22 protein-coding genes are annotated in these 20,836 nt (G+C 61.6%); 10 read left to right on the top strand and 12 right to left on the bottom strand.

Annotated features, from left to right (window positions below):
• Positions 1-37: 37 nt before the first annotated feature.
• From GTP27_RS12375 to GTP27_RS12345, 7 genes are all read right to left on the bottom strand, one after another.
• Positions 38-2,236, bottom strand: a complete 2,199-nt coding sequence (locus tag GTP27_RS12375) for a sodium-translocating pyrophosphatase (RefSeq protein ID WP_161039479.1) — start codon at positions 2,234-2,236, stop codon at positions 38-40.
• A 224-nt stretch (positions 2,237-2,460) separates the two neighbouring features.
• Complete coding sequence (gene adk / locus GTP27_RS12370; protein WP_161039478.1) at positions 2,461-3,117, bottom strand: adenylate kinase; 657 nt, start codon at positions 3,115-3,117, stop codon at positions 2,461-2,463.
• A 263-nt stretch (positions 3,118-3,380) separates the two neighbouring features.
• Complete coding sequence (gene kdsB, locus GTP27_RS12365) at positions 3,381-4,133, bottom strand: 3-deoxy-manno-octulosonate cytidylyltransferase (protein WP_161039477.1); 753 nt, start codon at positions 4,131-4,133, stop codon at positions 3,381-3,383.
• A 3-nt stretch (positions 4,134-4,136) separates the two neighbouring features.
• A complete protein-coding gene (locus GTP27_RS12360; RefSeq protein WP_071651656.1) occupies positions 4,137-4,313 on the bottom strand; it encodes a Trm112 family protein in 177 nt (58 codons plus the stop codon).
• Positions 4,294-5,457, bottom strand: a complete 1,164-nt coding sequence (gene lpxK / locus GTP27_RS12355; protein WP_371865917.1) for a tetraacyldisaccharide 4'-kinase — start codon at positions 5,455-5,457, stop codon at positions 4,294-4,296. Before lpxK ends, GTP27_RS12360 begins: the two co-directional genes overlap by 20 nt.
• Positions 5,458-5,475: 18 nt before the next feature.
• Positions 5,476-5,910: an ExbD/TolR family protein gene (locus GTP27_RS12350; RefSeq protein WP_161039476.1), complete on the bottom strand. Its 435-nt coding sequence runs from the start codon at positions 5,908-5,910 to the stop codon at positions 5,476-5,478.
• Between the two features lie 9 nt (positions 5,911-5,919).
• Positions 5,920-6,525: a MotA/TolQ/ExbB proton channel family protein gene (locus tag GTP27_RS12345; protein ID WP_161039475.1), complete on the bottom strand. Its 606-nt coding sequence runs from the start codon at positions 6,523-6,525 to the stop codon at positions 5,920-5,922.
• 1,008 nt (positions 6,526-7,533) lie between these two features.
• On the opposite strand from GTP27_RS12345, the gene xseA reads away from it, so the two are divergent.
• A complete protein-coding gene (gene xseA, locus GTP27_RS12340) occupies positions 7,534-8,889 on the top strand; it encodes an exodeoxyribonuclease VII large subunit (protein ID WP_161039474.1) in 1,356 nt (451 codons plus the stop codon).
• Between the two features lie 48 nt (positions 8,890-8,937).
• Here the strand turns inward: xseA and GTP27_RS12335 are convergent, their stop codons facing one another.
• Together GTP27_RS12335 and GTP27_RS12330 are read right to left on the bottom strand one after the other, a co-directional pair.
• Complete coding sequence (locus tag GTP27_RS12335) at positions 8,938-9,930, bottom strand: glucokinase (protein ID WP_161039473.1); 993 nt, start codon at positions 9,928-9,930, stop codon at positions 8,938-8,940.
• A gap of 41 nt (positions 9,931-9,971) precedes the next feature.
• Entirely contained in the window at positions 9,972-10,160 is a 189-nt protein-coding gene (locus tag GTP27_RS12330; RefSeq protein ID WP_161039472.1) for a hypothetical protein, read from the bottom strand.
• 75 nt (positions 10,161-10,235) lie between these two features.
• Here GTP27_RS12330 and GTP27_RS12325 point away from each other — a divergent pair, with 75 nt between their 5' ends.
• Both GTP27_RS12325 and sodB read left to right on the top strand, forming a co-directional pair.
• Positions 10,236-11,216, top strand: coding sequence for a LacI family DNA-binding transcriptional regulator (locus GTP27_RS12325; RefSeq protein ID WP_161039539.1), 981 nt, complete (start codon positions 10,236-10,238; stop codon positions 11,214-11,216).
• Positions 11,217-11,340: 124 nt separating this feature from the next.
• On the top strand, positions 11,341-11,919 hold the full coding sequence (gene sodB, locus GTP27_RS12320; RefSeq protein WP_155434696.1) for a superoxide dismutase [Fe]: 579 nt from the start codon (positions 11,341-11,343) through the stop codon (positions 11,917-11,919).
• A 68-nt stretch (positions 11,920-11,987) separates the two neighbouring features.
• On the opposite strand, the gene GTP27_RS24055 is transcribed toward sodB, so the two are convergent.
• Entirely contained in the window at positions 11,988-12,626 is a 639-nt protein-coding gene (locus tag GTP27_RS24055) for a TetR/AcrR family transcriptional regulator (RefSeq protein WP_161039471.1), read from the bottom strand.
• A gap of 67 nt (positions 12,627-12,693) precedes the next feature.
• Between GTP27_RS24055 and GTP27_RS12310 the strand changes: the two genes are divergently transcribed.
• The 7 genes from GTP27_RS12310 to GTP27_RS12280 all read left to right on the top strand — a co-directional run bounded on the left by GTP27_RS12310 (position 12,694) and on the right by GTP27_RS12280 (position 19,611).
• A complete protein-coding gene (locus GTP27_RS12310; RefSeq protein ID WP_161039470.1) occupies positions 12,694-13,875 on the top strand; it encodes a TCR/Tet family MFS transporter in 1,182 nt (393 codons plus the stop codon).
• Between the two features lie 114 nt (positions 13,876-13,989).
• Positions 13,990-14,295: a DUF4148 domain-containing protein gene (locus GTP27_RS12305; RefSeq protein ID WP_161039469.1), complete on the top strand. Its 306-nt coding sequence runs from the start codon at positions 13,990-13,992 to the stop codon at positions 14,293-14,295.
• Positions 14,296-14,329: 34 nt separating this feature from the next.
• Positions 14,330-15,769, top strand: a complete 1,440-nt coding sequence (locus tag GTP27_RS12300) for an efflux transporter outer membrane subunit (protein WP_161039468.1) — start codon at positions 14,330-14,332, stop codon at positions 15,767-15,769.
• A 50-nt stretch (positions 15,770-15,819) separates the two neighbouring features.
• Entirely contained in the window at positions 15,820-16,317 is a 498-nt protein-coding gene (locus GTP27_RS12295; protein WP_161039467.1) for a MarR family winged helix-turn-helix transcriptional regulator, read from the top strand.
• Between the two features lie 14 nt (positions 16,318-16,331).
• Entirely contained in the window at positions 16,332-18,500 is a 2,169-nt protein-coding gene (locus GTP27_RS12290; RefSeq protein ID WP_161039466.1) for an FUSC family protein, read from the top strand.
• Positions 18,490-18,690, top strand: coding sequence for a DUF1656 domain-containing protein (locus tag GTP27_RS12285; protein WP_161039465.1), 201 nt, complete (start codon positions 18,490-18,492; stop codon positions 18,688-18,690). Before GTP27_RS12290 ends, GTP27_RS12285 begins: the two co-directional genes overlap by 11 nt.
• Before the next feature lie 30 nt (positions 18,691-18,720).
• On the top strand, positions 18,721-19,611 hold the full coding sequence (locus GTP27_RS12280; protein WP_161039464.1) for an efflux RND transporter periplasmic adaptor subunit: 891 nt from the start codon (positions 18,721-18,723) through the stop codon (positions 19,609-19,611).
• Positions 19,612-19,732: 121 nt separating this feature from the next.
• Here the strand turns inward: GTP27_RS12280 and GTP27_RS12275 are convergent, their stop codons facing one another.
• Both GTP27_RS12275 and GTP27_RS12270 read right to left on the bottom strand, forming a co-directional pair.
• Positions 19,733-20,065 carry a hypothetical protein gene (locus GTP27_RS12275; protein ID WP_161039463.1) on the bottom strand — a complete coding sequence of 111 codons (333 nt, stop codon included), beginning with the start codon at positions 20,063-20,065 and terminating at the stop codon, positions 19,733-19,735.
• A 46-nt stretch (positions 20,066-20,111) separates the two neighbouring features.
• Entirely contained in the window at positions 20,112-20,777 is a 666-nt protein-coding gene (locus GTP27_RS12270; RefSeq protein WP_161039462.1) for a thiol:disulfide interchange protein DsbA/DsbL, read from the bottom strand.
• Positions 20,778-20,836 lie beyond the last annotated feature (59 nt).

The following is a 20,836-nucleotide window of genomic DNA, read 5'->3' as shown; positions in this document are numbered from 1 at the left end:
TAGTGTGCGTAACAATTTATAACCTTAAGACTGGCGCTTACTTCGTACCGCTAGCAGGGGCTGCTGCCGCATCCGGCGCGGCAGGCTGGGCTGCAGCGCCTTGCGTCGGCGCCATCACTTGCGGCGGCGGTGGCGCATCGGCCCGCTGCATCATGGCTGCTGGCGGCGCTGCCACCGGCGCTGCAGGCGTCACAGCCAGCCAGCCTGAGGCAGGCAGCAGCGGCACCAGTAGCAGCGCCACGATATTAATGATCTTGATCAGCGGATTGACGGCAGGGCCTGCCGTATCCTTGTACGGATCACCTACCGTATCGCCGGTCACGGCCGCCTTGTGCGCGTCCGAACCCTTGCCGCCGAAATGGCCATCTTCGATGTACTTCTTGGCGTTATCCCATGCGCCACCGCCGGTGGTCATGGAGATTGCCACGAACAGGCCCGTGACGATGGTCCCCATCAGCATACCGCCCAGTGCCGCCGCACCCAGCAGCATGCCGACGATAATCGGCACCACCACCGGCAGCAGCGAAGGCAGTATCATTTCACGGATCGCCGATGCAGTCAGCATGTCGACCGCCTTGTCATACTCGGGTTTGCCCGTGCCATCCATGATGCCTTTGATGTCGCGGAACTGGCGGCGCACTTCCACCACCACGGCGCCGGCTGCACGTCCTACCGCTTCCATCGCCATGGCGCCGAACAGGTAGGGAATCAGCCCGCCAATAATCAGACCGACGATCACCATCGGATTGGATAGATCGAAAGTAATGCTCTTGCCGGCCGACTCCAGCGCGTGGGTGTAGTCGGCAAACAGCACCAGCGCGGCCAGCCCGGCCGAACCGATAGCATAGCCTTTGGTTACGGCCTTGGTGGTATTGCCCACCGCATCGAGCGGATCGGTAATGGCGCGCACGGATTCCGGCATGCCGGACATTTCCGCAATCCCGCCGGCGTTATCGGTAATCGGGCCGTAAGCATCGAGTGCCACCACGATGCCGGCCATGGACAGCATGGAAGTCGCCGCAATCGCCACGCCATACAGCTGGCCCAGCTGGTAAGACACGAGGATGGCCGCGCACACAGCCAGCACCGGATAGGCGGTAGACTTCATCGACACGCCCAGACCGGCAATGATGTTGGTGCCATGGCCCGTAGTAGAAGCTTCGGCGATGTGTTTGACGGGATGGAAATCCGTGCCCGTATAGTACTCGGTGATATAAACCATCAGCCCCGTCAGCACGATGCCGACCACGGTGCAGCCCATCATTTTCATGCGCATGGCTTCATCCGGCCACACCTGCCACGTAATCACGGCAAAGCCTATCAGCGACAGACCGGCGGCCCACCACAGCCCCGTGTACAGGGCCGACATGATTTTTTTGCCCGGCTGGGCCTTGACCATGGCGCAACCGATGATCGAGGCGATGATGGACACCGCCCCCAGCAGCAGCGGATACACCACAGCGGTGGTAGGTGCATTCACGATCAGCAGCGCACCCAGCAGCATGGTGGCGATCAGCGTCACCACATAGGTTTCGAACAGGTCGGCCGCCATACCGGCGCAGTCGCCCACGTTATCGCCCACGTTATCGGCAATCACGGCCGGATTGCGCGGATCATCTTCGGGGATGCCGGCTTCGACCTTGCCCACCAGATCAGCGCCCACGTCGGCACCCTTGGTGAAAATGCCGCCGCCCAGACGGGCGAAGATGGAAATCAGGGAAGCGCCAAACGCCAGACCGATGAGCGGTTTGATCAGATCATGGGGCGTCACGCTAGCACCGGCCGGATTAGTCGTCAGGTAGATATAGAACAGCACCACGCCCAGCAGACCCAGCCCCACTACCAGCATGCCGGTAATGGCGCCGCCCTTGAAGGCGACATTCAGTGCTTCATTCATGCCCTTGGTGGCTGCCTGCGCGGTGCGCACATTAGCCCGTACCGAGACATTCATGCCGATAAAGCCGCAAGCACCGGACAGTACCGCGCCGATCAGGAAGCCGACAGCCGTGCGCATATCGAGCAAGGCGCCGATCAGCACCAGCAGTACTACGCCCACCATGCCGATGGTGCGATACTGGCGCGCCAGATAGGCCGCCGCGCCCTCCTGTATGGCAAGGGCAATTTCCTGCATGCGGGGATTGCCCGCATCCTGTCGCAATATCCAGCTACGCGACCATAAACCATAAACCACGGCGATCACGCCGCACGCAACTGCAAACCATAGACTAGCTGCCATAGTGTCCCCTTATTGTTATTGAACAAGTCTACAAACCACACTCAGAAAACTGACGTCATCCGGGTAGGACGACGCAGCCAACTAACCTGCGTACTGCATCACTTCAAAACGGGAGAGCACCGAGCGCTAGCTTTTGCTAACCGCCACGAGAACATCGGGCCAGTCTGCACAGCAGCAGCGCAGACATAAAAAAAGCGGACACTCGGTCCGCTCTACTGTAACGCTTATTCCGTCAGCGCGGCAAATGCCGCGTCACGAATTTGTTCTACCGGACCCACACCGGAGATGCGGCGGTATTTCGGTGCGCCTGGCTGGCCGGTACTGGCCCAGTTGTTGTAGTAGCTCAGCAGCACTTCGGTCTGGTTGTGGTAAACGTCCAGACGTTTCTTCACGGTTTCCGCTTTGTCGTCGTCGCGCTGCACCAGATCTTCGCCGGTCACATCGTCTTTGCCTTCGACTTTAGGCGGATTGAACTTGACATGGTACACGCGGCCCGAAGCCGGATGGCTGCGGCGGCCCGACATGCGCTCGACGATGGAATCGTCCGGCACATCGATTTCCAGCACGTAGTCGATGGCTACGCCGCTGTCTTTCATGGCGTCAGCCTGGGCGATGGTGCGCGGGAAGCCGTCGAACAGATAGCCGTTGGCGCAATCCGGCTCGGCCAGACGGTCTTTGACCAGACCGATGATGATGTCGTCCGACACCAGACCACCTGCGTCCATGACCTTTTTCGCAGCCAGACCCATTTCGGTGCCAGCTTTGATGGCCGCACGCAGCATATCGCCAGTGGAAATTTGCGGGATGTTGTATTTTTCTTTGATGAAATTAGCCTGAGTGCCCTTGCCGGCACCTGGTGCTCCTAAAAGAATAAGACGCATGAAAAATTCCTAAAACAGATATGGATATGGGTGATGTGGAAACAGTAGATCTGCTGCAAGTCTGACTATCGTACGCAACTTACCACAAAACCTCGTCTCTACGCCAATTTGTGACAGCTAAAACCGCTCTTATGGGGCGAATCCGGGGCGGGGAGAGATATTCCGTATGAATATCGCACCACCGTCCGCAGTTATAACCGTTTCAACTGACGACTGCCTGACGATGTGGTATGGACTACAACAGTGGCCAAGCCTGGTCCGGCTCAGTAAAACTGGCGCACGCGGGCCAGATCTTCCGGCGTATCGACCCCGGCAGCCGGTGCCGAGTCGGTCACGTGCACGGCGATCGGGTAGCCATGCCACAGCACACGCAGCTGTTCCAGCGCCTCGATAGACTCCAGCGGGGAAACTTCGAGCGTGGGATACGCTTGCAGGAAATCGTTACGGTAGGCGTACAGGCCGATATGGCGCAGCGGCACGTAGCCGGCCGGCAGCACACTCTGCTCCTTGGCAAAAGCGTCGCGATGCCACGGGATGGTAGCGCGCGAGAAATACAGCGCCCGCCCTTCCTTGTCCAGCACCACCTTCACCACGTTAGGGTTGAAGGTGTCCGCCGCATCGTGCAGCGGGTGGGCGCAGGTGGCCATCGGCACATAGTCATTGATGCGGGCGGCCGCAGCCTGCAGCAGCGCAGGGTCGATCAGCGGCTCGTCGCCCTGCAGATTGACCACCACCGCGTCGGCCGGCAGCGCCAGCGTGCGCGCCACTTCGGCAATGCGGTCGGTGCCGGACGGGTGATCGGCACGGGTCATGCACACTTCCACGCCATGCTGTGCGCAGGCAGCGCGGATATCGGCATGGTCGGTGGCCACGATGATACGGCTGGCGCCAGCCAGCGCAGCCCGTTCGGCCACGCGTACCACCATGGGTTTGCCGCCCAGATCGGCCAGCGGTTTATTCGGCAGGCGGGTCGAAGCCAGACGCGCCGGAATGATGACGATGAACGGTGCGGCCACCGCTTATTCCGCCTTGTCCTGCAGGGTGCGGGCTTCGTCGGCCCACATGATGGGGATGCCGTCACGGATAGGGAAAGCCAGACGGTCACCCTTGCAGATCATTTCCTGCGCCTTTTTATCGTACTCTAACGGGCCCTTGCAGACAGGGCAGACCAGGATATCAAGCAAACGAGCGTCCACGACATTTCTCCACGATTTGAGCGGCCAGCGCAGCATCGATGCGCGCCGTGACCGGGACAACCCACAAGCGCGGATCATCTCTGAGTTCTTCAATTTGCGCACATTTTACTGCATCCTTCTCCGTCATCAAGATCAGATCGGCCTGCAGTGCTGCAAACGGACGGTCGAGAAAATCGTGATGATCGGGCAGCGGCAGCTCCTGCACCTGCAAACCGGCTGCGCGCAGCATGCCGAAAAAGCGTGCCGGATTGCCGATGCCGGCTGCAGCCACCACGCGCAACGCAGGCTGGGCGGCCAGCTCGGCCAGCGTGGTGCGCTGCTGGCGATTACACAACTGCTCGGCATAGTCGCCGGCCAGCAGCATCTGGTAGGCGACCTCCGGCAGTGCGATGCCCCGCTGTCCGGTGCTCTGCTGCACACCGGCCTGACTAACGCCCACGCTGGCCAGCAACGCGGGCGTGAGCTGCGCCGCATTGATCACGGTCACATCGCGCCGCCGGCTGACGGGTTCGCGCAGCGGGCCGGCGGGCAGCAGCCAGCCGTTGCCGGCGCCACGGCCATCAAACAGTATGATCTCTACATCGCGCTGCAATGCGTAATGCTGCAAGCCGTCATCGGTGAGCAGAATATCGATTTCGGGGTGCAGCGCCAGCAGGGCCTGCCCCGTGGCAGCACGGTCGCGTCCCACCATCACCGGACAGGCGCAGCGCTGCCAGATCAGCAGCGGTTCGTCGCCCACCTGCGCCGCGGTGGCGCGGCCATCCACCAGACGCGGCGCCGTATCCTTGCTGCCGTGGCCGCGCGAAATGACAGCGGGGCGCAAACCCGCAGCCTGCAAGGCCTGCACCAGCCAGATGGTCAGCGGGGTCTTGCCGGTGCCGCCGATGAAGATATTCCCCACCACCACCACCGGCACCGGCAAACGGGTGGACTTCAGCAGCCCGGCGCGGAACAGCGCGGTGCGCATGCCGCTCAGGGCACGGAACAGCAGCGAGACGGGCCACAGCGCACAGGCCAGCGGCCCGCGCCTGAGCCACGCGCGCGTGAGGCGCGCTTCCAGCGCCGAGCCGGATTGCACGGATGGCGCCGATGCGGATGGTGCGGTGGGCTGCGGTTCGGCAGCTTGAGGAGAAGGAGAATTCACCGGTAACGACGCCAGCGCTTACCTGGCTGCGCCGGTTTGCGCAGCGAAGGTGAGTTTTTCGTAGCCGGCCACGCGCGCCGCTTCCATCACGTTGATCACCATCTGGTGCATGGCAAACTGGTCGGCATTGACGATCACCACCGGCGACTGGCCGGCCGCCCCGCCCTGTGCAGCCGCATGCTTCATAGCCTGCGCCAGTCCCGCCACATCGCGGAACGATACCGGCTGCTGATTGATGGTGTAGTTGCCCTTGGCATCGACCGTCACATTGAGTTCGAACGGTTTTTCCGTGGCCTTCTGCGCGTCTGCAGTGGGCAGGGTAATCTGCAGTTCGGTGAACTTGCTGTAGGTGGTGGACACCATCAGGAAGATCAGTATCACCAGCAGCACGTCGATGAACGGAATCAGATTGATTTCCGGGTCTTCGCGGCGCTGGCCTTTGCGGAAGTTCATGCGGCGTCCTTACTTGCGCTTGCTGTGGACAATATCGACAAACTTCACGGCCTGCTGTTCCATTTCGAGGATAAAGCTATCGACCAGCGCGCGGAAATGGCGGTAGAACACCAGCGCCGGCATGGCGATGGCCAGCCCGAAGCCGGTGTTATACAGCGCGACCGAAATACCGTGCGCCAGCTGGGCAGGATTGGAACCGGTGGCGTTCTGGGCACCGAAAATCTCGATCATACCGACCACCGTGCCGAACAGGCCCATCAGCGGCGCCAGCGTGGCAATGGTGCCCAGCGTGGTGAGGAAGCGTTCCAGCGTGTGCGCCACGCCACTGCCCGCCTCTTCGATGGACTCCTTCATCACCTCGCGCGGCGAATCGACATTGCGCAAGGCGGCGGCAAATACCACGCCCAGCGGCGAATTCTGTTCCAGCTTGTCGATGATCTCCGCCGTCACCTTGCCGTTGCGGTACACCAGTACCACGTCGTCGAGCAGTTTTTTGGGCAGGATTTTGCTACGGCGCAGATACATGAGCCGCTCGATGATGAGTGCGGTGGCAACAATCGAAGCGGTCAGCAATAACCAGATAGGCCAACCGGCCGCTTGTAAGATGGCGAGCAAAACAGACTCCTGAATAGATGAACTCCCGAAGGCGCAATGTATCTTGTTGGGACGTACTCGGCAAGTGGCTGGACGCGAGTGCTGAAAAAGCCCTTATCCCCAGAACAGAGTTCTGCACATTTTCTGTGGACAATTGTGTGAGCAATACCGTACAGCACACATTAAGTCATTGATTTAAATAGAGAAAATTATCAAGCTCAAAAATAGCGCAGTGCACCAGCAGGCGCTATCCACAATGCACGCAAAAGTTGTGCCCATATTCTGTTGATAAGATTGTGAGCAAGGCACGGGATGGCCGGTTAACTCATTGATTTCAATCAATATAGTGCCTCTGCGCAAAATTCCAGCATAGTGAACAGGATGCACTGATTTCATTATCAACATGGCATGTTTTAGCCCCTAATGGGGACAACTGTGCAGTTCTACACAAATTATGTGGATAAGATTGTGCGCAAGGCTGTACGTCCTAGCTAACCCCATTGATTTATAAGGATATTTTCCCATAGCCTAAAAATTAGGCAGCTAAAAAGCATGCTGAAACCCTTGTCCGGCTGTGCACTTCTACACACTTTGTGTGGATAAGATTGTGCGCAACGGCAGATGTAAATAGGCAAGTATCTGATTTTAAAAGAGATTAAAACCATGCATAAAAATAATGCACAGACGCTAACGGCGCACTTCTGCACCGCCCAAGCAGAAAATTTCCACCAGAACAGTTAGGGCGGTGGATTTCTACACATTTTTTGTGGATAACTTTGTGCGCAACCACCCATCACTTATTCAAAGCGTTTGATTTATAAGGATTTTTTATCTCTGCACGCAAATTTAGCAGGACCATTTTTCGTTTAGAATCAGTGCTATACATGCAAGATTTCACGCTAACTGTACTGTATGACCGCTATATGACGGTTTTCGCGCCATGTGGATAGCTATACACCGCCATGGACGCGGTAAAATCCCCCACTCGCGATTTTTCCGCGCTATCGCGCACACTGCGCTGCATCGACTATGAATTTTGATGAACCTGCTGCCCCGCCCGCCGCACCTGTGATCAGCGTTAGCGCGCTGAATCAGGCGGTGGCACGCCTGCTGGAACGCTCTTTTCCACTGACCTGGATCAGCGGCGAAGTGTCCAACTTCACCCGCGCCAGCTCGGGCCACTGGTATTTCACCCTCAAGGATGATGCTGCGCAGGTGCGCGCCGTGATGTTCCGTGGCCGCGCCCAGTACGCCAATTTCATTCCGCGCGAGGGCGACAAGGTGGAAGTACGCGCGCTGGTCACCCTGTACGGTGCCCGCGGCGATTATCAGATCAACGTGGAAGCTATCCGCCGTGCCGGCGTAGGTTCGCTGTTCGAAGCCTTCTTGCGCCTGAAAGAAAAACTCGAAGCGGCCGGCCTGTTCCATCCTGAACGCAAACGCCCCCTGCCGGTTTTCCCGCGCACTGTGGGCATCGTCACCAGCCCGCAGGCTGCGGCACTGCGCGATGTGCTGACGGCCCTGCAGCGCCGCACGCCGCACGTGCAGGTGGTGCTCTACCCTACGCCAGTGCAGGGTCAGGGCGCGGGCGAGAAGATCGCTGCCGCCATCGACACGGCCTCGCTGCGCAATGACTGCGATGTGCTGATCGTCTGCCGGGGCGGCGGCAGCATCGAAGACCTGTGGGCCTTCAACGAGGAAGATGTGGCTTATGCCGTGGCCAATTGCCGCATGCCGGTCATTTCCGGCGTGGGCCACGAAACCGACTTCACCATCTGCGATTTTGCTGCCGACCTGCGCGCCGCCACACCCACCGCCGCTGCCGAACTGGCCGTGACGCCGCGTGCCGACTGGGTGGCGGAACTGCGCGCGCAGGTGATCGATCTGCGCCGCGCCATGCGCCGCATGGGCAGCGAAGCGGCGCAGACGCTGGATAACTACAGCCATAGACTGCTCAGCCCTGCTGCCCAGATCCGTCAGCAGCGCCTCAAGCTGCAGGGACTGGCCAGCACCCTCACCCACGCCAACCGCGCACCGCTGGCGCAGGCACGCTACCAGATGCAGCGGCTGGCCGACCGGCTGGCAGCGCAGGCACCGGATGTCTCGGCAGAGCGCACCCGGCTGGTCAACTTCCAGCACCGCGCCACGCTGGCGCTGGGCACGCAACAAAGCCAGCGGCGCGAAGCGCTGGCCGCCTGGTCGTCGCAGCTGGCACTGCTCAATCCGCAGCGTACGCTGGAACGCGGTTATGCCATCGTTACCGATGAAGAAGGAGGCATCGTGCGCAGTCCTGTGCAGCTCAAGGCGCCGGGCAAAGTCACCGTGCGCGTCGCCGAGGGCCGTGCAGAACTCGACGTGGCCGCGGTGCACCCGCTGCAGAACTAGCGCATGCGCTACGCGGCGCAGCGGGCAACAGCCCAGCAGCGGCCGTACTTAAGACGCCGACAGCATGGCCGACATGCCGATCAGGGTAGGATATTTTTCCGTGATAACCAGCGTGGGAATATGTGCCAGATAGTCGGAGAAGCGCCCCTTCTGCTCGAAGCGGGCGCGGAAGCCGGAACGCTCGAAGAAGGCCAGCATGGGCGGCACCACCCGCCCGCCTATATAGATGCCGCCTTTGGCGCCTAGCGTGAGCGCCACATTGCCCGCCACGGTACCCAGCATTTCACAGAACGCCAGCAGGGTTTCTTCGCACACGGGGCAGGTGCGGGCCAGCGCGCGCTCGGTGATCTGCACCGCATCGAGCTCCTGCGGCGTAATACGGGCCCGCTCGGCCAGTGCGCGGTACACCAGCGCCAGCCCCAGTCCCGATACCAGCCGTTCGCTCGACACGTGTTCGTGATAGCGCCGTGCATAGCGCAGAATCTCGATTTCGCGTTCGTTCATGGGCGCGAAGGTGCTATGCCCGCCTTCGCTGTCGATGGCAATCCAGCGGTCACCGGCCGGCACCAGCCCCGATACGCCCAGCCCTGCATCGGCGCCCACCAGCCCGATGATGGCGCCCGCGCGCGCCACGCCGCCGCCGATCTGGTGCCGGTGCGCGGCATCGACATACGGCAGCGCGCTGGCCAGCGCCTTGAAGTCGTTCACCACCACCAGTGACTTCAGACTGAACTGCGAGCACACGGCTTCGATGGAAAACGACCAGTGGTGATTGGTCATGGTGACCCAGTCGCCATCGATAGGATTGGCAATCGCAATGCCGGCATAGCGGGCCTGATAGCCGCCCGCCGCCACCGTGGCCGCCTGCGACAGATAGGCCACCAGTGCCGCCCCCAGCGTGGGATAGTTGGCGCAGTCGGTTTCCCACACGGCGACGATGCAGTTGGGCGCCGTCTCCAGCCCGAAACTGGCGCGCCTGCCGCCTACATCGGCCAGCAAACGGGGGCCACTCAGTTGGTGGGAATGTGCGACTGTCTCCATGCTGCATCCTGTTCTATTTCAGTACTGTTGCGACACTACTCTTATGCCTGCGGCACCACGCTTTGCTCTACGGCTTTCCGCCAATTATATGTCAGCACGCCTTTGAAAACGATTTCAAGATACTTTTCCCCACCAAAACCATATCGTTTTGAAAGTCTATCCGGCCAAAGACCGGCAATTGCCAGATAGCGCGGAGATTTATGGTAATCTTGCGGCGAAAAGGTTTTCATAGGCCATATTTCCACACTATCGCAGCAGGACATCTCTTGGCAGACAATACGCGCTACTCCGGCCCTTCAACCCTGATGGATGTTGCCCGCCTTGCGGGCGTCTCGCCGAGCACCGTTTCGCGCATACTCAACGGCACTGCCCGCGTCTCGGACGACAAACGCGATGCCGTGCTGGCCGCTATCGAGAAAGTGAAGTTTGCGCCCAACCAGATGGCGCAAGGCCTGAAAAAAGGCCGCTCCATGACCATCGGTATCGTGGTGCAGGATATTTCGTCCCCCTTCTTCGACGAAACCCTGCGCGGGGTGGACGATGGCCTGAAAAACACCGGCTACGCTTCCGTCATCGTCAGCGGCCACTGGGATGCCGACGAGGAGGCCGACCGTATCCGCCTGCTGCTGGCACGCAAAGTTGACGGCATCATCCTGCTATCGGGCCGCATGTCGGACCAGACAGTGCTGAACTTCTCCACCCAGCGCCCCATCGTCTCCACCGGACGGGCGCTGCATACAGCCAGCGCGCTGGGCTTCAAGCTCGATAACGAAGCGGGCGCCTATCTGGCTGTGCACCACCTGATCGAACTGGGTCACCGCCGCATCGCCTTCATTACGGGCCCGGCCAACAATATCGATGCGGGCGAACGTCTGGCCGGCTATACCCGTGCCCTCGCCGAAGCGGGAATCGCGCTCGACGACAAGCTGATCGTGGAAGGCGATTACCACGAATCGAGCGGCATGCTGGCCATGAACCAGCTGTTCGACAGCCACCAGCAGTTCACCGCCGTCTTTGCCGCCAACGATCTGACCGCCTATGGTGCGCGGCTGGCGCTGTACCGCAAAGGCATACGCGTGCCGGACGATATTTCGCTGGTCGGCTTCGATGACCTGCCCGGCTCCTCCTACACCACGCCGCCGCTGACCACGGTACGCCAGCCGCTGTACGACATCGGCCGCATTGCCACCCAGGCGCTGCTGCGCATCATCAATGGCGAAGCGGCGCGGGGCGAAGTGCCACCGCTGGAACTGGTGGTGCGCGAGACCACCCGCCGCGTGCGCTAGCGGTCTGGTTTTAGCCACACGGAATTGAGGGCTTTCCAGCAGCGAAAGCGCATCCGCTTTACAATGCTGGACGTTTCGACAAAAATCACTCCGGTTTTAAACAGCAACCATTAAAGGACTAACAATGGAACATACTCTGCCACCTCTGCCCTATGCCATCGACGCTCTGGCGCCGCACATCTCGCAAGAAACGCTGGAATACCACTATGGTAAACACCACCAAACGTATGTGACCAACCTGAACAACCTGATCAAAGGTACCGAGTTCGAAAACCTGTCGCTGGAAGAAATCGTCAAGAAATCGTCGGGCGGCGTGTTCAACAACGCAGCGCAGGTGTGGAACCACACCTTCTACTGGAACGGCCTGACCCCGAACGGCAAAGGCGCACCAGAAGGCGCGCTGGCTGACGCCATCAACGCCAAATGGGGCTCGTTCGACAAGTTCAAGGAAGAGTTCACCAAGTCGTGCGTAGGCAACTTCGGTTCGAGCTGGACCTGGCTGGTGAAAAAAGCTGACGGTACGCTGGACATCGTCAACACCTCCAACGCGGCTACCCCGCTGACCACCGATGCCAAAGCGCTGCTGACCTGCGACCTGTGGGAACACGCTTACTACATCGACTACCGCAACGTACGTCCTAAATATGTTGAGACCTTCTTCAAGCTGGCCAACTGGGATTTCGCTGCTGCCAACTTCGCCTGATCGCTGATCCGGCCATCGCAGAAAGGGAGCATTACGCTCCCTTTTTTTATTTTCTCGTCGTGTAGCGCTCAGACGTAAGGCGTACCCGCCAGCGCAGCGCGCACCGCCGCACAGCCCTGCTCAGCCCGCGCCAGAAACCATGCCTGCGCCTGCGCCGCATCGGCGCTGTGACGGTACTGCTGATGCGCCTGCAGATAGGCGCAGCTCCAGCTGGCCAGCAGCAGACCGGCGGCAAACTCCGCATCAGCATCAGGCGCCGCCCGTCCTGCACTGCGCGCCAGCGCCTGTGCCAGCGCCGCTTCCAGTTCGTCACGTATCGCCCGCGCTCTGGCCTTGAGCGCCTCACTGGCGCCAACGGCCGCCACAAAACTGCTACTGCGCTCAGAAAAAGCCAGCGCCGGATGCTGTTCGCGCACCAGCTGCTGCGCCAGCTGACGCAGCGCTTCCAGCGGCGACTGTTCCGGGGCCTTGCCCGCCAGTGCCGCAAGCAGCAGTTCGCGCCCTTCGGCATCGCGGTCGAAGAACATGTCCTCCTTGCGCTGGAAGTGATTAAACACCGTCATCCGCCCTACATCGGCCGCTTCGGCAATATCGTCCACCGTCACCTGATCGAAGCCGCGTTCGATGAAGAGACGGGTAGCAGCGTCGGAAATGGCCTGGCGGGTGGCAAGGCGCTTGCGGGATCGGCGGTCGGGTGCGGTTGACATGACGAGATTATACTGGATACAATTTATGTACTGAGTACATTTTTATACTCAGACCAATTCAATCCATATGCCGACTTCTCTCACTATTATTTACGCCACGCTGGCGCTCGACGCTATCGGCCTGGGCCTGATCTTCCCCATCCTGCCCCGCTTGCTGGAACAGCTCAGCCAGCAGGTCGACGTTGCGCCCTACCTAGGCAGCATGACGGCCTTGTATGCCGTCATGCAATTCATCTTCGCCCCCGTGCTCGGCGCGCTGAGCGACCGCATCGGCCGCCGTCCCGTCCTGCTGCTTTCGCTGGCCGGGGCCAGCCTCAACTACTTGCTGATGGCTTGTGCGCCGCAGTTGTGGATGCTGTTTCTGGGCCGCGCCATCGCCGGCCTGAGCAGCGCAAACATGTCGGTCGCCACGGCCTACATCAGCGATATTTCCAGCGCCGAACAGCGCGCCGGCCGCTACGGCATGTGCAACGCCATGTTCGGCGCCGGTTTCATCATCGGCCCGGTACTGGGCGGCCTGCTGGGTGACCATTGGGTCCGGCTGCCCTTCGTTGCCGCTGCTGCACTAAACGGCGCCAATCTGCTACTGGCCCTGTGCGCCCTGCCCGAGTCGCGCCCGCGCAGTCAGCAAGCGCTACAGCTACAACAGTTCAATCCGCTGCTGCCCTTGCGCTGGGTGCTGGGACAGCGCCAATTGCTGCCGATTACGCTGGTATTTTTCGCCTTCAGCGCGGCAGGCGAAGCCTATGGCACCTGCTGGGCGCTGTGGGGACAGGACGCCTTCCACTGGAACGGTTTGCGCATCGGTCTGTCGCTAGGCGCTTTCGGCGTCTGCCAGACGCTGGCACAGGCGCTGCTGCCGGGCCGCGCTACCCGCCTGCTCGGTGAACGCCGCGCCATACTGGCCGGTTTGCTGGGCGCTTGCTGCGCCCTGAGTGTGATGGCACTGGCGCGGCAGGACTGGCAAGTATTCATCGTCATGCCCTTGTTCGCGCTGGCCGGCATCGGTGCGCCTGCCCTGCAGGCACTGGCCAGCCGCCTCGTCGCGCCCGAACAGCAGGGCGAATTTCAGGGCGTACTGGCCGCTGCCGTCAGTCTGGCCTCCATCATTGCGCCGCTGGGCTTTTCGGCGATATACATGGCCGTGCGCGCGTACTGGCCCGGCGCCATCTGGCTTGCCGTTCTGGCAGTCAATCTGCTGATCATGCCGCTGGTGCTGCGTCTGCGCTTCGGCCCGTCTGCGGCCTGAGCAGGAAATCCTGCCTACTCAAGAAAAACTATGAGGCTGATAGAAAACAATTACTTTACAAATGTACTATTCATCTCTATAGTTTACTCATCCCAACCCGCTAGGAGCATCAAGATGAGCACCAAGAGCAAACAGTTGTTGAACGCAGTCGCTACCGCCGCATTCGCTATCGCCGCGACTGCCACCACCGTCAGCAGCGCCTACGCCCAGAGCGCCGCACCGGCTGCCAAAGCTGCACCGGCAGCAGCACCTGCCGCCGTCGCCGCTGCAGCATTGCCAGTTAGCGCCAGCACCCAGCCTGCACAACTGACCCGCGAGCAGGTGCAGGCCGCCTATCTGGAAGCACGCAAAAACGGCACGCTGATCGAAACCGAAGTCGATCTCGACGTCGCCCAGACGCGCAAGCATTTCGCCAAATAAGCAGCCATCCACTGACCGCTACCGGACTGCCGCCATGCCGCGCAACGCCATCACTGCTCTCCTGCCAGTAGCCAGCTTGCTGCTCCTGCTGGCCGGATGCGCCCCGTTAGAACCGGTGCACACCGAGGCCCGCAAGTTGAATGCCGCCTCGCTCGATGCCGGCAAGGCGATCCGCGCTGCCAGCACCGATGGCGCATGGCCGGACGCACACTGGTGGCAGGCGCTGCACGATGCCCAGCTGGACCGGCTGGTCGATAGCGCACTGGCCCAGCAGCCTACGCTGAACATCGCACTGGCCCGGGTGCGGCAGGCCGAGGCAGTGGCTGGCCTCAGCCGCGCGTCCACCCAGCCGCGCGTCGATGCCGCCGCCAGTGCCTCGCGGGACCGCTATTCGGCCAACAGCACGGTGCCGCCGCCATTGGCGGGCAATTACGCCTGGAAGGCCAGCGCCACCGTCAACGCTGGCTACGACCTTGATCTGTGGGGCCGCAACCGGCAGCTGCTGGCCGCCGCGCTGGACGAAGTGCAGATCGCTTCGGCCGAAGCCCAGCTGGCCCGGCTGACGCTGGCCTCGGCCATCGTGCACAACTACGTCCAGCTCGCGCTGCAATACGCACTGCACGACAGCGCCGAACTGAGTCTGGCCCAGCGCCAGCGCCTGCTCGATATCAGCCGCAAGCGCTATCAGGCCGGCCTCGCCAGCGAACTCGATGTGCGCAGTATGGAAACCACGCTGGCCTCAGGCCGCCGCGACATCGAGCAACTGGAAGAATCCATGGCTTTGCTGCGCATCCAGCTAGCCGCCCTTTCTGGCAAAGGTCCGGGCGACGGTGACACGATCGCCCGGCCAGTCCTATCGCTGGCCGCAGGCCAGGGCAGCGCTGTGCCGGCTAGCCTGCCTGCCGAACTGCTGGGCCACCGGCCCGACATCGTGGCGCAGCGCTGGCGTATCGAAGCGGCCGGTGCACGCATAGGCGCAGCGCAGGCCGCGTTCTACCCGAACATCAACCTGAGCGCTTATGCCGGCGTGCAGTCGCTGGGCTTCAGCCACCTGCTGGACGGGCACTCGGCCATGGCCGGTGTGATGCCCGCCATCAGCCTGCCCCTGTTCGACGCTGGCCGCCTGCGCAACCAGTTGCAGGAACAGGGCGCGCTATACGACGTGGCAGTGGAACAGTACAACGCCAGCATCGTGCAGGCGCTGTCGGAGGTGGCCAATGCACTGGTGCGCATCAATTCGGTGCATGAACAGCAGGCACTGGCACAGCAGGCAGTGGAAGTGGCCAAGCGCCAGCAGCAACTGGCCGAACAGTCTTACCGCGCCGGCCTCAGTGACGCGCAGACCGCCATCAGCGCGCAGCTAACCGTGCTCAATGAGGAGCAGCAGCAGGCAGTCGTGGCAAGCAAACAACTAGAGAACTACACATTGTTGATGACAGCGCTAGGCGGCGGCATAAAACTGGAATTGCCATGATATAAAACTTGTACAATCGGGACTTCTATAAGATAGCGGAGGAGTAGGCAATGAGTAGTTTTGCAGCGACCACAAAGCGCCTGAAAAACATCCATGCCCGCATGCCGGATTTTCCGGAAGACCTGATGCGCGTACTGCGCATGACTTACCACATCCAGAAACGGATGAAGGACCTGAGTAACGCAGCGCTGCGCAAATACGATCTGGTGGACGCCAGCTATATGGTGCTGGCCGTGCTGTACGGCTCCGAGGATGAAACCTCTACCGCCTCCACGCTGGGCGAAGCCTGCATGGAAAAGCCGGCTAACCTGACGCGTGTCTGCAATGATCTGGAGGCACAGGGACTGATCACGCGCGGCAACCGCCCCGGCGACCGCCGCTGCGTGATGATCAAGCTGACGGATACGGGCCGCACGCTGGTAGAGAAGGTGCTGCCCGAAGTATATGGCACTACCACCCGCGCCTACGATGGCTACAGCACCGTAGAACTTAAACTACTTGAAGATTTGCTGCGCAGGCAGCTCAACAATCTGGAAGCGCTGACCTAGCGCAGACACGCACCATGAACCCAGCCCCCGCCTCTGCCCCCACCCCCGATAGTTCAGCAGACCGGCGCGGAGCTGTGGCACGGCTGGCAGGCTGGCTCGCGACAGAAAGCCGCAGCTGGTTTCAGGCCGAAAGCGAACGCTGGATCTTCGTCGCCCGCACTCTGCTGGCATCCTATTGCGCGCTGTGGCTGGCATTCCGGCTCGGTCTCGATGCGCCCTATTCGGCGCTGGCCACCACGGTCATTCTGGCACTGCCGAATAGCGGCATGGTGCTGGAAAAAGCGTTCTACCGTTTTCTCGGCACACTGGTGGGCTGCACGGCGGCCCTGCTGCTGGTGGCGCTGCTGCCGCAATCGCCAATACTTCTCTATCTCGGCGTGGCCCTCTGGATCGCGCTATGCACCAGCGGCGCGGCCATGCACCGCAACCAGCAGTCCTACAGCTTCGTACTGGCGGGCTACACTGCCTGCATGATCGTGGTGCCCGCCATCGACGCGCCCGAACATGTGTTCAATCTGGCCGTGACGCGGGTGACCGAAGTAGGCCTGGGCATTCTCTGCGCCGCCGTGATCCACGACGTGGTGTTCCCGCGCCGCCATGCGCGCAACGTCATGCGTACCGTGCAGAACCGCTACACCAGCTTCATCACCTTCTGCACCCGGGTACTGGAACAGCGTTTGACACCAGCCGAGACCGAACTCGCCCATCTGAAATTCGCCGCCGATATCGCCGCGCTGGAATCGGGCCGCGCTGCGGCCTTCTTCGAAGCGGGCGACGGCCGCGCACGCACGCGCCAGCTGCACGCTTTCAATGCCGCCTACATGACGGTGCTGACCACTTTCTATACGCTGCACCGGCTGATCCACCGCCTGCACGGCGCCGCGCCGGAACACGCGCAGAGCATACTGGCGCTGGTTCAGCCCATCCACGGCCATCTGGCGCAAGCCATGTCGCATGACCTGACTCCGGCGCACATGGACGCCATGCGCGCCCAGCTGGCCGGCGATATCGCTACGGCCCGCTATCAGCTGGCCCAGCTATCGTCACAGCGGCCTATCGCCCGCGCCCAGCAGATCGATTTCGATACCACCGTCGAGCTGCTGGAGCGCTATGTGCGCGACCTCGGCGCATTCACCGGCATCTACCACGGCCTGACGCAGGAAAAGCGCCAGCAGGTCAGCGATCCCGGCGCCTATACGCCCAAGACTCCGCCTGCCATCGTACTGGCCAGCGGCGTGCGCGCCGCCAGCACCCTGCTGGTGACGGTGGCGGCATGGTACTGGCTGGCCTGGCCGCAGCTGGGCAACGCCATCGTCATTGCCACCATCTTCTGCGCGCTGGCCTCCTCGTCGCCCCGTCCCACGGCCATGATCAGGCAGGTGCTGATCGGTTTCGCCATCGCTGCCCCGCTGGCCTTCATTACAGAGTTTTTCCTGCTGGCGCGCGCCGACGATTTCGCCACGCTGGTGCTGGCCTCCACGCCGGTACTGGCGCTGGGCGCCTATCTGCTGAGCGGCGCGCGCTGGACCGGCGCCGGTATCGGCATCTGCATGTTCTGCGCCACCCTGCTGGTGCCGGCCAACCAGATGCACTACGACATGGAGAACTTCATCAACAGCGAACTGGCCCTGCTGCTGGGTGTGGTGGTGGCCTACCTGATGTTCAGCATCGTGCTGCCTGAGCACACCATGGGCCAGCGCGACCATGTTGCGGCCGCCCTCTGGCGTGAAGCAGCGCGTGCCTGCAAAGCGCCCATGTTCCGCCTCAAGCGCCGCTATGACAACCGCATCCGCGACCTGCTCAGCCAGCTCAATGCCGCTGCCGGCCCGGCGCCCGGTGCGGAAGTACGGGCCATCGTCAGCCAGGGCCTGACGCTGCTGGAACTGGGCCACGCCATCATCGAACTGCGCCACTATATTGCGCACGCACCGCAAGGTGCCGCGCGCACGGCGCTGCAGGCCTTGGTTGTGCAACTGGGCCGCTATCTGCAGGCGCCCGGTCACGCCGCAGCCACGGCCACACTGCAAACCACGCTGGCAACCGGCACTGCCGTGCGCACCGAGCTGGCCCATGCGCCGGCCGAACAGCAGCTGGCGCTGCAAGCTACCCTGCCCGATCTGCACGCCATCTACACTTCGCTACAAGACCAACTGAGTACAGGAGAAGCCCCCCATGCCGCGTGAAATCGACCTATTCGGCGTACTGATACCGGGCGTGCTGCCGGTATTCCTGCTCAGCATGCTGCTGCAGGGCGTGCTCGATCACGCCCTCAGCCATCTGGGCGCCTACCGCCATAGCTGGCATCCGGCACTGGCGCGACTATGCCTGTTCGTCTGTATCTTCAGTGCCTTGCTGATTACGCTGTACCAGTAAACCACCCCTCCCTGCCCCCGAGAGAACCCTGTGAACGCATCAAAAATCTTCCGCTATTTTCTAACCCTGCTGCTGGTGGGCGCTGCCCTGTGGATGGGCCGCGCCGCCTGGAACCACTACATGGCCTCGGCGTGGACACGCGATGGCCGCATCAAGGCCGACGTGGTCACCATCAGCGCCGACGTTGCCGGCACAGTGACCGAAGTGCTGGTGCATGACAACCAGTTGGTCCAGAAAGGCGACATTCTGTTCACCGTCGATCAGGCGCGCTACCGCAACGCCATCACACAGGCACAGGCCGTGCTGGCTGCGCAGCAGGTGGAGCGTGGCCGGCGCAGCAAGGAAGCCAGCCGCCGCGCCGCGCTCGATAGCGCCATCATCTCGGCCGAAAGCCGTGAAACGGCCGCCTTTGCTGCCGACACGGCCGGCGCCCAGTATCAGGCCGCGCTGGCCGCGCGCGCACTGGCCGAGCTGAATCTGGAACGCACCGTGGTGCGCGCTCCCGTTACCGGCTACGTGACCAATCTGAATGTGCATGCAGGCGACTTCGCCGCCGTGGGCGCCGCCAAGCTGGCGCTGATCGACGCTGCCTCGTTCTACGTGGTGGGCTATTTCGAAGAAACCAAGCTGCCGCTGCTCAAAGCTGGCGATGCAGTGGAGATCCAGCTGATGAGCGGCGCCAGCGCGCTGCACGGCCACATCGCCAGCATCGCCCATGGCATTACCGACCGCGATGCCAGCACGGGGCGCGAACTGCTGGCCGACGTCAACCCCACCTTCAACTGGGTCCGGCTGGCCCAGCGCGTGCCGGTACGCATTGCGCTCGACCCGCTGCCGGCAGGGCTGGCGCTGGTGGCCGGCACAACCTGCACCGTCATCATCCGTTCCGCCCCTGCTCCCGCTAAACGGACCAGTTCCTGAGCGGCGCGGTTAACGCCACAGGGGCAGCTCCGGCATGGCGGGAAAGTCTTGCACTCCCGTCCTGCCTGAACTGCCCCTGCTATCGGCTACTGCAAACTAGCTAGCCAGCCTTGCTACTGGCTTATTTTTCCGGACTGAGGTGCGTCAGCGCGTAGCTGACGTGCTGCCACCAGTGCTCGCGCGACTGCACGCTGCGCAGGCACTTCTTGTCGATTTCGCCTTTGAAGATAGGGTCGGCGCACTGCTTGGTGGCCAGCGCGTTACGCTGGTTTTCCGCGTTACTCAGCGCGATAGTCAGCCACACCACCAGCGCCAGCGCCAGCGCGGCCAGACTCCACGCCAGATGGTTGATGTAAGCCCACTCGAACAGGTTTTCGATGATGGGTGAAGATTCCTTGTAGATCTTCATCACCTGTCCTTCGACAGCTTTCTGTTCGTCGCTGATTTCTTTCATACTGCCCCCGTCTGGTAAAGCCTGTTAATGGGTCCGAGTAGCCAGCTTACTTCTTGCCTGCGCGCTCTTGCAGCGATTTGGCGATCAGGCTGTCGGCCACGGCAAACATGGCGGCGTGAGCAGCCGGCACCGAGGTCAGACCATGGCCCGCCACGGCCGGCGAGGTGGTGTAATGACCGTCGATCACCAGCGCCGGCACGCTATCGAGCTTGTACATATTAGCCAGCTGCACACCGCGCTTCATGCGGGTTTGAACGCCAAACGAGTTGAAAGTTTCCAGATATTTGGCTTTGTCGATGCCGTTTTTCACCACGAAATCCAGCACCAGCTGATCGGTATTGAGGCGGTTATGCTCGACGTGGATGGCACGGAACAGCTTTTCGTGCATGCCGTTGCCCAGTGCATTCATCGCTTCCAGCGTGTAGAACGCCTTGGCCTGCGCATCTTCACCGAGGTGCATACGGCGGAACACGATCTTGTCGCCCTGCTTTTTTACCCAGTCGGCCAGCGGCACGTCCAGTGCGTTGCAGTGCGGGCAGTGGTACATGAACACTTCCAGCACTTCCACCTTCTTGCCCGTATCCGGGCGGCTAGGCGCGTTCACGGTATTAAAATCCAGACCGTCTTTGAAATCGGCGGCGTAAGCGCCGCTGGCAGCGGCCATAAAGGCGGCAGTGGCTAACAGGGGGCGCAGAAAACTCAGGAAACGCATAGTAGTCCTTGTTCAAGATAGGTGGCAAACGCGGGCAGATTACCACCTTTTTCACCGCG

The sequence above is a fragment of the Duganella qianjiadongensis genome, from assembly GCF_009857915.1.
Classification (GTDB): Bacteria; Pseudomonadota; Gammaproteobacteria; order Burkholderiales; family Burkholderiaceae_D; genus Rugamonas; species Rugamonas qianjiadongensis.
Note: the sequence above shows the minus strand (reverse complement) of the source record. Positions and strands in the feature narration are given on the sequence as shown.

Excerpts from the sequence above, each read along its gene's own strand:
- GTP27_RS12375 (WP_161039479.1), bottom strand. The coding sequence starts at position 2,236 with ATGGCAGCTAGTCTATGGTTTGCAGTTGCGTGCGGCGTGATCGCCGTG.
- adk (WP_161039478.1), bottom strand. The coding sequence starts at position 3,117 with ATGCGTCTTATTCTTTTAGGAGCACCAGGTGCCGGCAAGGGCACTCAG.
- GTP27_RS12350 (WP_161039476.1), bottom strand. The coding sequence starts at position 5,910 with ATGAACTTCCGCAAAGGCCAGCGCCGCGAAGACCCGGAAATCAATCTG.
- xseA (WP_161039474.1), top strand. The coding sequence starts at position 7,534 with ATGAATTTTGATGAACCTGCTGCCCCGCCCGCCGCACCTGTGATCAGC.
- GTP27_RS12335 (WP_161039473.1), bottom strand. The coding sequence starts at position 9,930 with ATGGAGACAGTCGCACATTCCCACCAACTGAGTGGCCCCCGTTTGCTG.
- GTP27_RS12330 (WP_161039472.1), bottom strand. The coding sequence starts at position 10,160 with ATGAAAACCTTTTCGCCGCAAGATTACCATAAATCTCCGCGCTATCTG.
- GTP27_RS12325 (WP_161039539.1), top strand. The coding sequence starts at position 10,236 with ATGGATGTTGCCCGCCTTGCGGGCGTCTCGCCGAGCACCGTTTCGCGC.
- sodB (WP_155434696.1), top strand. The coding sequence starts at position 11,341 with ATGGAACATACTCTGCCACCTCTGCCCTATGCCATCGACGCTCTGGCG.
- GTP27_RS24055 (WP_161039471.1), bottom strand. The coding sequence starts at position 12,626 with ATGTCAACCGCACCCGACCGCCGATCCCGCAAGCGCCTTGCCACCCGC.
- GTP27_RS12310 (WP_161039470.1), top strand. The coding sequence starts at position 12,694 with ATGCCGACTTCTCTCACTATTATTTACGCCACGCTGGCGCTCGACGCT.
- GTP27_RS12305 (WP_161039469.1), top strand. The coding sequence starts at position 13,990 with ATGAGCACCAAGAGCAAACAGTTGTTGAACGCAGTCGCTACCGCCGCA.
- GTP27_RS12300 (WP_161039468.1), top strand. The coding sequence starts at position 14,330 with ATGCCGCGCAACGCCATCACTGCTCTCCTGCCAGTAGCCAGCTTGCTG.
- GTP27_RS12295 (WP_161039467.1), top strand. The coding sequence starts at position 15,820 with ATGAGTAGTTTTGCAGCGACCACAAAGCGCCTGAAAAACATCCATGCC.
- GTP27_RS12290 (WP_161039466.1), top strand. The coding sequence starts at position 16,332 with ATGAACCCAGCCCCCGCCTCTGCCCCCACCCCCGATAGTTCAGCAGAC.
- GTP27_RS12285 (WP_161039465.1), top strand. The coding sequence starts at position 18,490 with ATGCCGCGTGAAATCGACCTATTCGGCGTACTGATACCGGGCGTGCTG.
- GTP27_RS12275 (WP_161039463.1), bottom strand. The coding sequence starts at position 20,065 with ATGAAAGAAATCAGCGACGAACAGAAAGCTGTCGAAGGACAGGTGATG.
- GTP27_RS12270 (WP_161039462.1), bottom strand. The coding sequence starts at position 20,777 with ATGCGTTTCCTGAGTTTTCTGCGCCCCCTGTTAGCCACTGCCGCCTTT.